Consider the following 16,066-nt stretch of genomic DNA (forward strand, 5'->3'; position numbering starts at 1 on the left):
GGACTTATGCAGCGTCTAGCCGTTTTCGGACAAGATCCTCGGAGGGGTACTTTCACGCAGATGACGCTCTGCTGGTCGTAGAAGGATGCATTGCTGTGGATGCATCCCGACATGCATATTACTTACCGACTTGTTTATGTATCTGGAATGCCAAAGAGATGTGGGCGAATTCGATCAGGATTTCTTTCGTGCCGCCATTGAAGGTGCTGAAAGAATTACCGGTACGCACCACCAAACGTGGCGGAAATAACCAGCTGAGGAAAGGAATGCCTATCATCTTCGCGCTGCGGACATCACGCCATTCAACTTGGCGATTGTAGAGCCAGGTTTGCGTAATGCCTTTGTCATCGATGGTAATCGTCGAGCGCAAGAACCAGTAATAACTGACAACCAGCATCAGTGCCGCGCAAAGCAGTAAAACTTTGACGCTGAGACCGTATTCCAGCAAAGGATAACGTCGCATGATATCGGCGGCGTACACCAGCAGGCTGATTGAAAACACGGTAGCCAATAGCTTGAACCAGCGGCTGTATGAAGGCCCGGTGACGGTTTTTTCCGGCTTGTAAAAATTCATTGTCATATTGTTACTGCTCGATTCGTGAACGTGGCCGAATGATCGCACATCTAACCGTCGCAGTCGAAAATGTCATCTCCATTAATGACGCACGGCATCGTGCCGACGGATAATTTCGCCCCAGATTTGTCGCCTACGCTGATCGTCCACAGCACCCCACTCTGTGATCTCTTCTATCGTGCGCAGGCAACCTGTGCAAAACGTCGTACGAGTATCGACACGACAGATACCTATGCATGGTGAGGGCAAAGGCGTCGCAGCTAGATCGAGAAAGGAAATCAGATCGTCGAGATCTTCAGGGCGCGCGGGTTTTCTGCGCATGATGGTTGAGCCGGGATGATAGTAGATGCCCGACAGTATAAGCGGCCGCCTGCCAGAATGGACAGACGGCCGCTTATCGAAGGAAAAGGCCTCAGGCGGCGAGTGCTACCGCTTGGGAACGTTGCAGCAAGACCGGTATCGATTTCGAAGTCGGCGTGTTACACACATCGCCCACGCTATTGAGAGGAACCAGCGGATTCGTCTCTGGATAATAAGCACCGATACAACCACGTGGAATATCGTATTCCACCAGCAGGAAGCGATTGGCATGACGCTCTATGCCGTCGTCCCACACCGTACTCATATCCACCCATTCACCAGCCTTGAAGCCCAGCATCAACAAATCTTCCGGGTTGATGAAAACCACGCGACGTTGACCAAACACGCCACGATAACGATCATCCATCGCGTAAATCGTGGTGTTGTACTGATCATGTGAACGCGTCGTCATCAAAGTCATCAGCTTGTCGCCATGCTGCTGTTTGGCGCGACGTATAGGCGTGTCCTGTTCGATATTGTGGACGATGAAATTCGCTTTACCGGTATCGGTCAGCCACTCACGTTCGCGGGAAGCGACACGCAGATGGAAGCCACCCGGCTTGGCGATGCGTTCGTTGTAATTTTCAAAACCATCGAAGATGCTTTCCATCGCGTCACGCACCAACGAATAATCTGCAGCGTAAGCCAACCAGTCGACCTTGTCTGAACCAAGCGTCGCATGCGCGATATTGGCTGCAATCGCTGTTTCCGACATCAGGTTTTTCGATGCAGGCGTATTCATGCCGTAAGAGATGTGCACCATGCTCATCGAGTCTTCCACCGTCACGCCTTGCGCCACACCATTTTGCTTGTCGATCTCGGTACGACCCAGTGTAGGCAAGATCAAGGCATCCTTGCCATGCACCAGGTGGCTGCGATTGAGCTTGGTCGTGATATGCACAGTCAGATTGCATGAGCGCAGTGCTTCAAACGTACGTGGCGTATCCGGCGTTGCCATCACAAAGTTGCCGCCCAGGCCGATGAATACTTTGACGTGGCCTTCCAGCATTTCATGGATAGTTTCCACGACGTCGTAACCGTGTTCACGTGGTGGCTCGAAGTTAAAGACCTTGCCCAGACGATTAAGAAATTCCTGCGAAGGTTTTTCTTCAATACCGACGGTGCGATTGCCTTGCACATTTGAATGTCCGCGCACCGGGCACAGGCCTGCACCTTCGCGACCGATATTCCCGCGCATCATCATCAGATTGGACAACATGTGTACGGTTTGCACAGAATTTTTGTGCTGCGTAATACCCATGCCCCAGGTTGCAATCACGCGCTTGCCGTTCACATAGATGCGGCTCAGCTTTTCGATATCGTCACGCGAGACACCGGACTCATCAACTAGCTCCTGCCAATCCTGCATACGCAAATCCGCTGCAAAATCCTCGAAGCCTGCGCAATGTTCCGCAATGAAAGCTGTATCCAGTACGCGTTCCGTACCTTGCTCCAGCGCTTCATCATCCAGCTCCAGCGTGCGTTTCGCGACACCTTTAATCAAGGCGAAGTCGCCGCCCAGCTTAGGCTGAATAAAAGTCGAGGCAATCTTGGTACTCGATAGCGTCAACATTTCCACCACGCTTTGCGGATCGGCAAAACGTTCCAGCCCACGCTCGCGCAAAGGATTGATGGAAACAATGACAGCGCCGCGCTTCGAACATTCACGCAACTCACCCAACATGCGTGGATGATTGGTTGCCGGATTTTGTCCAAAGATCAGCAAGGTATCGGCATGCTCGAAATCATGCAGCGTGACCGTACCTTTACCAACACCAACGGTAGATGGCAAACCACGGCTGGTCGCTTCGTGACACATGTTCGAGCAATCGGGGAAGTTGTTGGTACCGAACATGCGTACAAACAATTGATACACAAACGCCGCTTCATTGCCGGCACGACCAGAGGTATAGAACGCAGCCTGATGCGGATTGTCGAGTTTGTGCAAATGCGATGCGATCAGTTTGAACGCGTCACTCCACGCTACCGGCACATACTTGTCGGTAGCTGCGTCATAACGCATAGGATCGGTCAGACGACCATGCTGTTCCAGCTCGTAGTCGGATTGCTCCAGCAATGCAGCGACTGTATTTTTTTCAAAGAAGGCAGGCGTAACGCGTTTGCTGGTTGCTTCCGCCGCGACGGCCTTGACACCGTTTTCACAAAATTCAAAGGTGGACGCATGCTGACGATCAGGCCATGCACAACCTGGACAATCAAAACCTTCCGGCTGATTTTGTTTGAACAAGGTACGGTAATTTCCACCGGAGACTTTTTCCTTGATCATATTGATGGCGACATACTTCACCGCACCCCAACCACCGGCTGGGTGATCATAGGTTTCAATACTGCCTTGCGACTTCAACTTTTCCACGACAAATTTCCTTTGATCCGGCGCACCGTCATGCGAGTTCATTCATGCATGAGCACCTTGTGTGCCGAGTGACCAAAGCTTAGAGCGCTATGTCATTTTGATGAGCGTACACATAGCTTGAAATAAAAAGAGTACAGTTTGAAAAGCGACGTATCTGTGCTTTTATTTCCGCTTAAGTATTTAGCAACAAGCGCTGGAGAACCGTATAAACACTAGGGTATTTGAGTAATGAATATGAGTCATTACAAGCGAAAAAATTAACATGACAAGCATCAGGGGCATTTGTGAAGTTGTATGAAAAGCTGGCAAAAGATATTGAAGAGCTGATCGAGAACGGCGTGTTCCGACCCGGCGAACGCTTGCCGTCGATACGACAAACCAGCCAGCATCATCGCCTCAGTATCACGACTGTTGTGCACGCATTTCTTTTACTGGAAAGCAAAGGCGTCATCGAAAGTCATCCGCAATCGGGTTACTTCGTACGCGTCACACCACAATCAGCAAACGGCAAAGTGCCGCAGGAATTACGCACCTCGCAACCGCTCGCGATATCGTCGCAGGTGGACGTCAGCCGTCTGGTGCTATCCACGCTACGTTCCATCAATGCCGATGATGCCGTTCCACTCGGTTCACCGTATCCCGATCCCAGTCAGTTCCCATCAGAAAAAATCAATCGCTATGCCTACGGCATCACACGACGTCAAACCAAATGGGGCGTGACCGATGCGCTACCACCTGGCCATCCGGATCTGATACGCCAGATCGCACGTCGCTATCTGGAAAATGGCACCGCCATCGATCCGAATGAAATCGTCGTCACAGTAGGTGCGACCGAAGCCATCAATCTCTGCTTGCAAGCAGTCGGCAAAGCGGGTGATATCGTCGCAGTCGAATCGCCTACCTTCTATGCGATGTTGCACGCGATCGAACGTATGGGTATGCGTGCGATAGAAGTGGCCACGCATCCACGCGAAGGTATCGATCTGGCCGCACTGGAAGAGATACTCGACATGCATCAGATTGCCGCGTGCATGGTGATGCCGAATTTTCAAAATCCGCTCGGCTTTCAAATGCCGGATGAAAAGAAACGCGCACTGGTCAAGCTGATTACCGAGCGCAATGTGCCGGTCATTGAAAACGATGTCTATAACGAGTTGTACTTTGGCGATGCGCATCCGACTTCGCTCAAATCCTACGACACTGAAGGCTTGGTACTGCACTGCGCTTCGTTTTCAAAAAGCCTGACCTCGGCCTATCGCATAGGCTGGGCAATGCCGGGACGTTATCGCGATCAAGTAGAAAAATTGAAATTTCTGAATACGCTGACGACGCCCACCATTCCGCAATTGGCGATAGCCGAATATCTAGAGCACGATGGTTACGAACATCATCTGCGCCACATCAGAAAAATCTACGCGCAACAAGCGAACATGATGCGCGCTGCAGTCAAACGTTTTTTCCCGGAAGGGACACAAACGTCTGAACCAAAAGGTGGTTATGTCTTGTGGGTGGAATTGCCAGCATTAGTTGATTCAATGAAGTTGTATGAACTTGCCTTGCAGCATGGCATCACCATCGGACCGGGTTATATGTTCTCCACCACCAACGGCTACAGCAACTTCATCCGTCTGAACTACAGCTATCCGTGGTCAGCCAGCATAGAAGAAGCGCTCAAGACCATCGGCAAGCTGGTCGTCGATTGCATGCGCCAGGCAGAACGCGCAGTTGATGCACGGACGCGCGAAAACTATAATATGAGATAACACGCAGCTTCCAGGCTGTCGTGCCTATGACGCTACATAGAGAGCGCATCGGAGACGGGATGTTCGATTGCAACAAGTGTCGCCTTACAGCGAACAAATCGAGCATCAGCATTTATGCACAAAAAGGAAAGCCCATCACATGGTCAACGCGGACGCATCGCAACAAGAAGACGAATTGGATCCGGTTAAAGTCACCATCCTGCGACACTTATGGGAAGCCTCACAAGAGAACGCATTGTGGTCGCTGGCCAAACTCAGCAAGCGCTCCTGCATACCGATGAGCACCTTGCGCCGCAATCTCAGCGAGTTTGAAGCGGCGGGTATCGTCGATGTGACGACGCATGAAGACGGGCGTATTTTTGCGACGCTGAATGCGACTGGAATAGAAATCTTCCCAACGCTATTCAGCACGCAATAAGCACTACGCTCAAGCCGGAAGTGTGACCATCAAGCGCGCGGCGCAAACAAGATGATGCCCATGCCTGCCAGTGTAACGGCGACGCCGACGAAATCCCAATTGGTGGGCTTGATGCCATCGACGATCCACAACCAAAGCAATGCGACGGCAACATACGCGCCACCGTATGCGGCATAGACGCGGCCTGCAGCTTCTGGATGTAGCGAGAGCAACCATACAAACAAAACCAGACTAAGCGCAGCAGGAATCAGCAACCAGACTGATCCAGCCTGCCGTAACCAAAGGTACGGCAAATAACAACCGACAATCTCAGCGATGGCCGTCAAGACAAACAGGCCTATCGTTTTCATTTCAAACATTTTTATTTTCCGATACTGATTGTTCGCTTACCAAATGCCACTCCCACATTTCGCCATACTCGGGATGCTCCAATACATGCATGAAGCGAAAACCGAGATTACTCAAGATCGCATTCGAAGCATTCTCTTCATTCGCAGTATGTGCAACGACAGTCAACTCAGCTTGCTCTGTCTGCACAATCTCCAGCAACTGTCGCACCATCAAGGTCGCGATTCCTTTTCCTTCTGAATCAGGAAAAGTGAAATAACCAATTTCCACTTTTCCATCCGATGGTGGTGCCTTGAATGCGCACGCACCAACTACCTTTCCATTCTTCTCCGCAAGATAGCCTACCCACGGCAAAACAAAACCTGCATCTACATATAACGAGGCCGTTGCAGCACACACTTGCTGCGCGATGCTATCCAGCGTACCAACCTTGCTGACGGGCGATCCTTGCGAATTAATTTGAATGAGATCGATATATGACATGGGAGTTGGATGAGCTTACTTTTTTGTAAGCGTGGTGTAAGAAAAACGGATGCAATCACAACACTATGATCATGCACAAAAAATAATTAAGCCATTTAATCAGATTAATCCCATCGTCACAAATCGATTTTCCATTGACGGAATAGATACATAAAGTCGATGTCGATACCTCTTTAAAAATCTTTCACACACACGCTCAATATCCGTTTTAAAAAATCAAAATTTCCCTCTGAAAACATCGTATTTTCTTGCGTAAAAATGCGACCTTAAAAAATAAAAATCGATGCCTGTGAACTTTTAAAAGAATATTTAACACTTGCTCTTCATCTGTCATATCCGTCGAAAAATGCACCAAAAAGAGCCTCTTTGCCTGTTGCATTGCGACTTGACTTATCGCCACGAAAGCGCATTCTACGCTCGTCAGTACTGCCGCCATTTCCCAATGGATGCGATCTGTCGGTTGATGAATCAAAGTGATTTCTAAAAAATATAATAGGAGATACACAATGAAGAAAAGCCTCAAACAGAATCAGACTTCCCCTTCCACACGTCGTAAGTTTCTTGGTACCGCAACAACTGCCGGCGCAGCAGCCGCACTCAGCTTTCCGATGATCTCTACTGCGCAAACTGTCACACAGATGCGCTTCCAAAGTACCTGGCCTAGCAAAGATATTTTCCACGAGTACGCACAGGACTTCGCCAAAAAAGTAAATGACATGACCGGTGGTGAACTGCGGATTGAAGTGCTACCTGCTGGCGCAGTGGTACCTGCTTTCGGTCTACTCGATGCGGTATCGAAAGGTACGCTCGATGGCGGCCATGGCGTGATGGGTTACAACTACGGCAAACAAAGTGCGATTGCACTGTGGACCTCCGGACCGGTATTCGGCATGGATGCGAACATGGTATTGGCATGGCATAAGTACGGCGGCGGCAAAGAACTGCTGGATAAACTCTATGCATCCATCGGCGCAAACGTCACACCATTCCTCACTGGTCCGATGCCAACGCAACCACTAGGATGGTTCAAAAAACCAATCACCAAGAAAGAAGATCTGCAAGGCTTGAAGTTCCGCACCAACGGGCTCGCGATCGATATGTTCACTGAAATGGGCGCTGCCGTGAATGCATTGCCGGGCGGTGAAATCGTATCCGCTATGGATAGAGGTTTGCTGGATGGCGCGGAATTCAACAACGCCAGTTCAGATCGCATCCTCGGCTTCCCTGATGTATCCAAGGTCTGCATGCTGCAAAGCTTCCATCAAAGCTCGGAGCAATTCGAGATCAGCTTCAACAAAACCAAGTACGACGCACTGCCACCGAAGATGAAAGCCATCATCGCAAATGCGGTAGAAGCATCGTCGGCCGATATGTCATGGAAAGCAATTGATCGCTATTCAAAAGACTATCGTGAAATGCAAACCAAAGACCGCGTCAAGTTCTACAAAACGCCAGATGCCGTCTTGCAAACACAACTCACCGTGTGGGACGACGTGGTAGCGAGAAAAGGTAAAGATAATGCACTGTTCCGCGAAGTCGAAGCTTCGCAACGTGCATTTGCCGAGCGTGCAATGCGCTGGGATATGGATACCAACAACAACAGGCGCATGGCCTTCAATCATTACTTCGGGCCTAAGAAAACACCGTCCAAGGCTTGATGATTATCTGAGACAAGCGGGCATCACTCCTGATCGCGAGCGGGAGTGATGCCCGTTTTTTAAGCAGCACTGTTTTCTGCAAAAGGTGCAATCCATGACCGTCCAACTTTTCCTCAACAGGATAGACCGCATCAATACCTGGGCCGGCAAAGCCGCCTCCTGGTTGATCATGGCGCTGATGCTCATGATCTGTGCGGAAGTCTTCAAACGCTATCTACTCAACGCACCAACAGCCTGGATTTTCGATGCCACCAATATGCTGTACGGCACATTATTCATGCTCGGCGGTGCTTATACATTGGCGCAGAACGGCCATGTCCGCGGCGACTTCCTGTATAGCAGCATGAAGCCGCGTACCCAGGCCACGCTCGATTTCATTCTGTATTTCGTTTTCTTCATCCCTGGCGTTCTGGCGCTCTGTTATGCGGGCTGGGATTATGCCGGCGATTCATGGCGTATCCAGGAACATTCCACATTGACTGCGAATGGCCCGCCTATCTATCACTTCAAAGCCATCATTCCGCTGGCAGGTGGTTTGATGATGTTACAAGGTCTGGCCGAAATAGTGCGCTGTGTGGTCTGTCTGAAAACCGGTGAGTGGCCACCACGTCTGAAAGATGCTGAAGAAATCGACGTCGTCGAACAGCAACTTGCCAATAGCGAGTACGTCGATGCAGAAACCCGCAAGGATGCAATCGAACGTGCACATTCAATCGAAGAAGCGGCAAAACAACGCGGCATGGGCGATGGAGCGAAACTATGAGCGATCCGGCAATGGGTATGTTGATGCTGGGCCTGATCGTAGTGGTCATCCTGCTGGGATTTCCGACTGCGTTCACCTTGATGGGGCTAGGCACTGCATTTGGTTTTATTGCGTTTTATGATCCGTCGCAATCATGGGTACACAACAAGGTATTTGATCTGATGGTGCAGCGCGCTTACGGTGCGATGACGAATGATGTATTGGTATCGATACCGCTATTCGTGCTCATGGGATACGTGATGGAGCGAGGGGCGCTGGTGGACAAAATGTTCTACAGCTTCCAGCTCGCGTTCCGCCGGGTTCCGGCTTCGCTGGCTGTCGCTTCGCTGATCGTGTGTACCTTCTGGGGTATCGCCAGCGGCCTGGTTGGCGCTGTGGTGGTGCTGATGGGCGTGATTGCGTTCAACCCTATGCTGAAGGCTGGTTACGACACACGGCTGGCTGCCGGTGTCATCACTGCCGGCGGCACGCTGGGTATCCTGATCCCACCATCGGTGATGATCATCGTGTTTGCTGCAGTGGCCGGCGAATCCATCGTCAAACTGTATGCAGCCGCGATGCTGCCGGGCTTCTTCCTCGCCTTCCTGTATCTGGTCTACATCATAGGCTGGGCGATGATCAATCCAAAGATCGCGCCACGCCTGCCGGAAAGCGCAACGCATATTCCGGTTGAACCATGGACCACCAAACTGCAGGAAGCATATTCGAAGAAAATGCTGCCGGCCTTGGTAGCTGCAGTTGCGATGCCGGGCAAAGCGCTGCGCATAGAAGTCGATGGCAAGCAGATCACTTACTGGAAGCTGTTCAAGAACTTCCTCGCGGTGCTGATGCCACTCTTCATGACCGTGCTCACCGTGTGGCTGGTGTGGTGGTATGTCGTCATCCATCAACAACCGGATGAAGTCGAGCCGACACGACCAGTTGCCATGGAAACGCGCCAGGCACCGGCTACAGAGAGCAGCGATCCGCATGCATTGGCAGAAGCACCGCTGCAAGAGTTGGGTGGTGAACAAACTGCGGAAGCGGACGAAGATTCTTCAGTCGGTTTGCAAGAGATGGGTGACGCCGAGCTGCAAGCTTCGATACCGGCACATGAATACACCGGTCCGCCATCAGGTTTCTATATTTACTTCTCCATCCTGTGCGTAGTCTCGGCAGCTTTGCTGATTTACTACTACTGGATCATGGAAGCCGAGCTCTTCCAGTTGCTGAAGTTGCTGATGTCTTCAACGCTGCCACTGGCGACGCTGACCTTCCTGGTGCTGGCGGTGATCCTGTTCGGCATTACCACGGCAACTGAATCGGCGGCGGTTGGTGCGTTTGGCGCCTTCCTGCTGGCGATACAAGCGCGGACCCTGACCTGGAAGAAGATCAAGGAAGCGGTATTCCTGACATCCAAAACCACGGCGATGGTGTGCTGGCTGTTTGTCGGCTCGGCAATTTTCTCTGCCGTGTTCGCCATCCTCGGCGGCCAGGCACTGGTGGAGCAATGGGTGTTGTCGCTGGACCTGACGCCGCTGCAATTCATGCTGCTGTCGCAGGCCATCATCTTCGTCCTGGGCTGGCCGCTGGAATGGACCGAGATCATTGTGATCTTCGTGCCTATCTTCCTGCCTATGCTGCACCACTTCGACATCAATCCTTTGTTGTGGGGCACGCTGGTCTTCGTCAACCTGCAGGCAGCCTTCCTGTCACCGCCGGTGGCGATGTCAGCCTACTATCTGAAAGGAGTGGCGCCTAAGCATGTCACCCTCAACCAGATTTTTGCCGGCATGATGCCCTATATGTTCATCGTGATCATTTGCATGGTCCTGATGTATCTGTGGCCGGGCATGACCTTGTGGCTGCCGGAATTCCTTTACGGGAATTGATGACTGAACGACGAGCAATCGTCAGGCAATATTAAAAAAGGGATGCAACCAATTGGTTGCATCCCTTTTTATTTGAACTACGAATTAATTTTTTCAGCTGCAAGCAGGCGAGCGTTTCGCTGCAATCGCATTACCTGCACGACTCACTGCCTTACGCCCCAACTTCTCCGAGATGAATTGTCCCGCATCCACTACTGCATCCAGATCAATGCCGGTTGCGATACCCAATCCCTGCATCATGTACAGCACGTCTTCAGTCGCGACATTACCGGTCGCACCTTTCGCGTACGGGCATCCACCAAGACCCGCTACCGACGCGTGATAAATCGAGATACCAACTTCCAGACTCGCATAAATATTCGCCAGCGCCTGACCGTAAGTATCGTGGAAGTGACCGGATAAACGATCAATCGGGAATTCTTCTATCGCACGCTGCATCACTGTTTGCACATGACGCGGTGTCGCTACACCTATGGTGTCGGCGATATCGATTTCATCGCAACCCAGTTCTCGTAATTGACGCACGACATCAGCCACACTATCTGCGGTGACTACACCTTGATACGGACAACCGAAAGCGCAACTCAGCGCACCACGCAAACGCAGATTGTGCTGCTTGGCCGCCTGTGCAACATCGCGGAAGCGCGCGATCGATTCAGCGATAGAACAATTGATATTCCTTTGCGAGAAAGCTTCCGATGCCGCAGCGAAGATCACCACTTCATCAACATCTGCTGCGAGCGCAGCTTCGAAGCCCTTCATATTCGGCACCAAAGCTGAATAGATCGTGCCGGGCCTACGTGCAATACCAGCCATCACTTCGGATGACGTCGCCATCTGCGGCACCCACTTCGGTGAGACGAAGGACGCCGCTTCGATATTCGGAAAGCCAGCTTGCGATAGGCGATTCACCAGCTCTATCTTGGTCTCGGCGCTAATGGTTTGCTGCTCGTTCTGCAAGCCGTCACGCGGACCGACTTCGACGATCTTGACGGATGCTGGCAGTTGTTTGGCAAGATTCAATTGAGGAACCTCATTGGAAGGAAAAACGGCCGGTCGATAAAATCAACCGGCCGTAGCTATATCGTCTGACGATATTTACAAAGACGTCATTAGGACGGTGTTACGTCGCAACGTGCATCGATAGCGGTGCTGCGAGTATGCATGCCGAGCTTCTCCAGCAATTCTTGATCAGCCATCGCTTCTGGATTGCCGGTAGTCAGCAACTTGTCGCCGTAGAAAATCGAATTCGCGCCAGCAACGAAGCACAGCGCTTGAATTGCTTCACCCATTTCACGACGACCGGCGGACAGGCGCACACGCGCTTTCGGCATCGTGATGCGAGCGACAGCTACAGTACGTACGAATTCCAATGGATCGATAGGATCGGTACCGTGCAAAGGCGTACCTTCAACCTGCACCAGATTGTTGACTGGCACTGACTCTGGATACGGATCCATATTGCACAATTGCGCGATCAGGCCAGCGCGTTGCAAACGCGATTCGCCCATACCGACGATACCGCCGCAGCACACCTTGATACCGGCGCCACGTACACGACCGAGTGTGTCGATACGATTTTGGTAATCGCGAGTCGAGATCACATTTGAGTAAAACTCAGGTGCGGTATCCAGATTGTGATTGTAGTAATCGAGACCGGCGTTTTTCAGTTTCTCTGCCTGGCCTTCGCCCAGCATGCCAAGCGTTGCGCAAGTTTCCAGGCCCATGGCCTTCACTTCACGCACCATCTCTTCGACTTTTTCCAGATCGCGGTCTTTTGGTTCGCGCCATGCTGCACCCATGCAGAAGCGGGTCGCGCCGTGCGCTTTTGCTTCACGCGCTGCGGTCAGGACTTCTTCCAGTGGCAGAATTTTTTGTGCGGTCACGCCGGTGTCGTAGCGTGCAGCTTGCGGGCAATAGCCGCAATCTTCCGGGCAGCCACCGGTCTTGATCGACAACAAAGTCGCCAGTTCCACTTCCGTCGGATCGAAGTTTTCACGATGCACGGTTTGCGCACGGAACATCAAGTCGTTGAACGGCAGATTGAACAAGGCCAACACCTCATCCACCGGCCACGCGGTTGGAACGATAGGTGCGACAGGCGCTTGGAAAGTTACAGGTTGCGACGACATCGAAAAACTCCTGACTAAAATTTAAATCGGGTATTCGCCAGATCAGGCCTTGGGCCAGTTCGGCAAACACGAAAAATCCAGATACGCAGCAGCGGCAGCAGGCAAGGGCGCAGCCAAACGCGGCACACAACCCAGCAGCGGCGCGGGCAAACGCGCAACCAATGCTTCGACATTATCCTCAGCAAACGACATGCCAGCATCGACTGTATTGGCTACCCAGCCCACCAACTTCAGCCCACGCGCAGCAATCGCATCGGCGGTCAGCAGGGCATGATTCAAGCAGCCCAACCGCAGCCCGACCACCATTATGACCGGCAAACCCAGTTCTTGGGCTAAATCCGCAGTATCAGCATGGTCCGATAACGGCACGCGGAAGCCGCCAACACCCTCAACCACCACGGCATCTGCCAGCTCACAGACTTGCGCATAACAGTTCTTAATATGCGCGATATCTATAGCAACACCTTGCAACTTCGCCGAAACATGCGGCGCAGCCGCTTCATGCAGCAAATACGGCGTCGCCAATTCGGGGGGCAAAGCCACGTTTGCAGCCTGCGCCAGCGCGTCAGCGTCGTCATTGTGCCAGACCTGACCGGCGCTTGTCTGAATTGCAGTTGCTCCGGCAGCAACGCTTTTGATCGCTGCCGCGCGTACGCCTCTTTCCACCAGCGCATGCAACAAGGCGGTGGAAATCATGGTTTTACCGATTTCGGTATCGGTGCCGGTCACAAAACAATTAAAAGTAGCTGTCATCTCAATCTCGCTTTTCCAGTTGGTGCAGCACCTCAACGAGCTGCGCGACATCGGCGGCGCTATGCGCTGCCGACAAGGTCACACGCAAACGCGCGGTACCGGCAGGTACAGTTGGCGGTCGTATTGCCGGCACCCAGATATTTTGTTCGTACAAAGCTGCAGCGATCTTCATCGCCTCATCGTTCGCACCAATGACCACTGGCTGAATCGCAGTATCCGAAGCCAAGGCTTGCCAGCGTTGCAATTGCAAAGCACTGCGCCATTGCGCAATCAAGGTCTGCAAATGCGCACGACGTTCTGCACCTTCCGCACCTTCGATAATGTCGAGGCTGGTCAGCAAGGCATGTGCGACTGCCGGTGGCGCAGCCGTCGTATAAATATACGGACGGGCACGTTGCACCATCCACTCAATCACGCTCTTATGCGCGGCGACAAATGCACCCGCAACACCAGCAGCTTTGCCCAGCGTACCCATGTAAACCAGATTAGGTGAACTCAAAGCAAAATGTTCCAGCACACCGCGACCATGCGCACCCAGCACACCAAAACCATGTGCATCATCGACTACCAGCCACGCATCATGCTGTTCACACAAAGCCAGCAATTGCGGCAGGGCGGCCAGGTCGCCATCCATGCTGAAGACGCTATCGGTCACCACCATCTTGTTATCGGCAGTGCTGGCAGCCAGCAAAGCAGCGAGCTTATCCAGATCGCCATGCGGATACACATGCACATTCGCACGCGACAAACGCGCACCATCTATCAACGACGCGTGATTCAGTGATTCAGAAAACAGATCAGCACCGCTGCCGGACAAGGCACTGAGAATGGCGATATTCGCCATGTAACCGGTACAGAAATACAAAGCACGCGCATCTGCTATCTGCGGCGATACAAACTCAGCCAACCGCTCTTCCAGCTCGGCATGCGCGCGCGAATGACCACTGATCAAATGCGATGCACCGCTGCCAGCACCGTAGATACTTGCGCCTTCCTGCAAGGCATTCACTATGCGTGGATGCGCAGCCAGACCGAGATAATCGTTGCTGCAAAAAGCCAGCATCTCGCGTCCATCAACTTGCACACGTGGCGCGCATGGTGATTCAGTTGTGCGACGGCGACGACGCAAGCTTTGCGCATCGAGTTGAGCAAGTTGTTGTTCCAGTCCCGCGATCAGCTTGCTCATCCGCGCATGACCTTTTCAAAAACAGTGTGCGTACGCGCTGCCAGGCCATCGATTTCTTCATTATTCAAAATGTAGGGCGGCATCATATAGACCGTGCGACCGATAGGGCGCAGCAACAACTCATGTTCCAGCGCAGTCGTGAAGAAGCGACGCGAGAAAGTCGCTGCCGCATCGGCATCATCAATCACCGCATCGAAGGCCCAAATCATCCCGCGCTGACGGAAGTTGCTGACTTGCGCATGTGTAGCCAACGGCGCCAATGCATCAGTCAAGCGCGCAGCACGCACGCGATTGGCATTGATCACATCATCTTCATCAAAGATCGCCAGCGTCGCCAATGCAGCGCGACAGGCAAGTGGATTGCCGGTGTAGGAATGCGAATGCAAAAATCCGCGCGCCACATCCGTATCGTAAAACGCCTGATAAATCGCATCGCGCGTCATCACCAAAGACAAAGGCAGATAACCGCCACTAATGCCTTTAGACAGACACAAGAAATCCGGCCAGATCGCAGCTTGCTCACACGCGAAGAAAGTACCGGTGCGACCACAGCCAACTGCAATTTCATCTGCGATCAAATGCACGTGATAACGATCGCACAGTGCACGCACTTCCTGCAGATAGACGGGATCGTACATCGCCATGCCAGTCGCGCATTGCACCAGCGGCTCGACGATGATAGCGGCAATATATTTGGAACGGTCTTGAAACAAGGCTTCCAGTTCGGCCGCAGCACGACGTGCCACATCGACGGCGGATTCACCATCGCGCGCAGCACGCGCATCGGGGCTCATCACCACATGTGCATGCTGCAGCATCGGGCCGTAGGCATCACGGAAGATAGGCACATCGGTTACTGCCAGCGCGCCTATTGTTTCACCGTGATAACTACCCTTCAGGCAAACGAACTCGCGCTTGTCACTCTGTCCGTTATTGCGCCACGCATGAAAGCTCATCTTCAATGCGATTTCCACCGCCGATGCGCCATCGGATGCGTAAAAGCAATGGCCGAGCACATCACCAGTACGCGCTGCAAGCTGCTCCGACAATTGCACTACCGGCTCATGCGTAAAGCCGGCCAGCATTGCGTGCTCCAGCAGATCGAGCTGCAACTTCAATGCGCTATTGATACGCGGATTGGCATGACCGAATAGATTGACCCACCACGAACTGATCGCATCCAGATAGCGATCACCGTTGGTGTCGTACAACCACGCGCCGCGACCGTGACTGACCGGCACCAGCGGCAGCGTTTCGTGATGCTGCATTTGCGTACACGGATGCCACACGCTGCGCAGACTGCGCGCGACCAGATCGGATTGCTTGCCTGATGGTGTTTGATTCATTGCGTCCAACATGACTCCAGATATTCTTTATTGACGA

At 52.4% G+C, this 16,066-nt stretch carries 15 protein-coding genes; 5 read left to right on the plus strand and 10 right to left on the minus strand.

What is annotated here, in order from left to right:
• Positions 1 to 118: 118 nt before the first annotated feature.
• From AC07N2_RS03205 to AC07N2_RS03215, 3 genes are all read right to left on the minus strand, one after another.
• Positions 119 to 580, minus strand: a complete 462-nt coding sequence (locus AC07N2_RS03205; RefSeq protein WP_494776972.1) for a hypothetical protein — start codon at positions 578 to 580, stop codon at positions 119 to 121.
• A gap of 75 nt (positions 581 to 655) precedes the next feature.
• Entirely contained in the window at positions 656 to 895 is a 240-nt protein-coding gene (locus AC07N2_RS03210; RefSeq protein ID WP_494776973.1) for a DUF1289 domain-containing protein, read from the minus strand.
• Positions 896 to 986: 91 nt separating this feature from the next.
• Complete coding sequence (locus AC07N2_RS03215; RefSeq protein WP_494776974.1) at positions 987 to 3,350, minus strand: FdhF/YdeP family oxidoreductase; 2,364 nt, start codon at positions 3,348 to 3,350, stop codon at positions 987 to 989.
• 242 nt (positions 3,351 to 3,592) lie between these two features.
• Here AC07N2_RS03215 and AC07N2_RS03220 point away from each other — a divergent pair, with 242 nt between their 5' ends.
• Positions 3,593 to 5,071, plus strand: a complete 1,479-nt coding sequence (locus tag AC07N2_RS03220) for an aminotransferase-like domain-containing protein (RefSeq protein WP_494776975.1) — start codon at positions 3,593 to 3,595, stop codon at positions 5,069 to 5,071.
• A 139-nt stretch (positions 5,072 to 5,210) separates the two neighbouring features.
• On the plus strand, positions 5,211 to 5,489 hold the full coding sequence (locus tag AC07N2_RS03225; RefSeq protein WP_494776976.1) for a transcriptional regulator: 279 nt from the start codon (positions 5,211 to 5,213) through the stop codon (positions 5,487 to 5,489).
• A gap of 29 nt (positions 5,490 to 5,518) precedes the next feature.
• Here the strand turns inward: AC07N2_RS03225 and AC07N2_RS03230 are convergent, their stop codons facing one another.
• A complete protein-coding gene (locus AC07N2_RS03230; protein ID WP_494776977.1) occupies positions 5,519 to 5,848 on the minus strand; it encodes a YnfA family protein in 330 nt (109 codons plus the stop codon).
• Complete coding sequence (locus AC07N2_RS03235) at positions 5,841 to 6,320, minus strand: GNAT family N-acetyltransferase (protein WP_494776978.1); 480 nt, start codon at positions 6,318 to 6,320, stop codon at positions 5,841 to 5,843. Before AC07N2_RS03235 ends, AC07N2_RS03230 begins: the two co-directional genes overlap by 8 nt.
• A gap of 506 nt (positions 6,321 to 6,826) precedes the next feature.
• Here AC07N2_RS03235 and AC07N2_RS03240 point away from each other — a divergent pair.
• The 3 genes from AC07N2_RS03240 (at position 6,827) to AC07N2_RS03250 (ending at position 10,612) form a co-directional block, all read left to right on the plus strand.
• Complete coding sequence (locus AC07N2_RS03240; protein ID WP_494776979.1) at positions 6,827 to 7,978, plus strand: TRAP transporter substrate-binding protein; 1,152 nt, start codon at positions 6,827 to 6,829, stop codon at positions 7,976 to 7,978.
• Between the two features lie 94 nt (positions 7,979 to 8,072).
• On the plus strand, positions 8,073 to 8,741 hold the full coding sequence (locus AC07N2_RS03245) for a TRAP transporter small permease subunit (RefSeq protein WP_494776980.1): 669 nt from the start codon (positions 8,073 to 8,075) through the stop codon (positions 8,739 to 8,741).
• Positions 8,738 to 10,612 (plus strand): TRAP transporter large permease, encoded by a 1,875-nt coding sequence (locus tag AC07N2_RS03250; RefSeq protein WP_494776981.1) that lies wholly within the window; start codon positions 8,738 to 8,740, stop codon positions 10,610 to 10,612. Before AC07N2_RS03245 ends, AC07N2_RS03250 begins: the two co-directional genes overlap by 4 nt.
• A gap of 93 nt (positions 10,613 to 10,705) precedes the next feature.
• Here AC07N2_RS03250 and AC07N2_RS03255 read toward each other — a convergent pair whose 3' ends face one another.
• The 5 genes from AC07N2_RS03255 to bioA all read right to left on the minus strand — a co-directional run bounded on the left by AC07N2_RS03255 (position 10,706) and on the right by bioA (position 16,041).
• Positions 10,706 to 11,635 (minus strand): hydroxymethylglutaryl-CoA lyase, encoded by a 930-nt coding sequence (locus tag AC07N2_RS03255; RefSeq protein ID WP_494776982.1) that lies wholly within the window; start codon positions 11,633 to 11,635, stop codon positions 10,706 to 10,708.
• Between the two features lie 89 nt (positions 11,636 to 11,724).
• The gene (gene bioB, locus AC07N2_RS03260) at positions 11,725 to 12,744 is read right to left on the minus strand and encodes a biotin synthase BioB (protein ID WP_494776983.1); all 1,020 of its coding nucleotides are present in this window, start codon (positions 12,742 to 12,744) and stop codon (positions 11,725 to 11,727) included.
• A gap of 42 nt (positions 12,745 to 12,786) precedes the next feature.
• Positions 12,787 to 13,497 carry a dethiobiotin synthase gene (gene bioD / locus AC07N2_RS03265; protein ID WP_494776984.1) on the minus strand — a complete coding sequence of 237 codons (711 nt, stop codon included), beginning with the start codon at positions 13,495 to 13,497 and terminating at the stop codon, positions 12,787 to 12,789.
• A gap of 1 nt (position 13,498) precedes the next feature.
• Positions 13,499 to 14,683, minus strand: coding sequence for an 8-amino-7-oxononanoate synthase (gene bioF, locus AC07N2_RS03270; protein ID WP_494776985.1), 1,185 nt, complete (start codon positions 14,681 to 14,683; stop codon positions 13,499 to 13,501).
• Positions 14,680 to 16,041 carry an adenosylmethionine--8-amino-7-oxononanoate transaminase gene (bioA, locus tag AC07N2_RS03275; protein ID WP_494776986.1) on the minus strand — a complete coding sequence of 454 codons (1,362 nt, stop codon included), beginning with the start codon at positions 16,039 to 16,041 and terminating at the stop codon, positions 14,680 to 14,682. The genes bioF and bioA overlap by 4 nt, the downstream gene beginning before the upstream one ends.
• Between the last annotated feature and the right edge of the window lie 25 nt (positions 16,042 to 16,066).

This window comes from Herminiimonas sp. GW821-FHT09C12 (assembly GCF_059416385.1).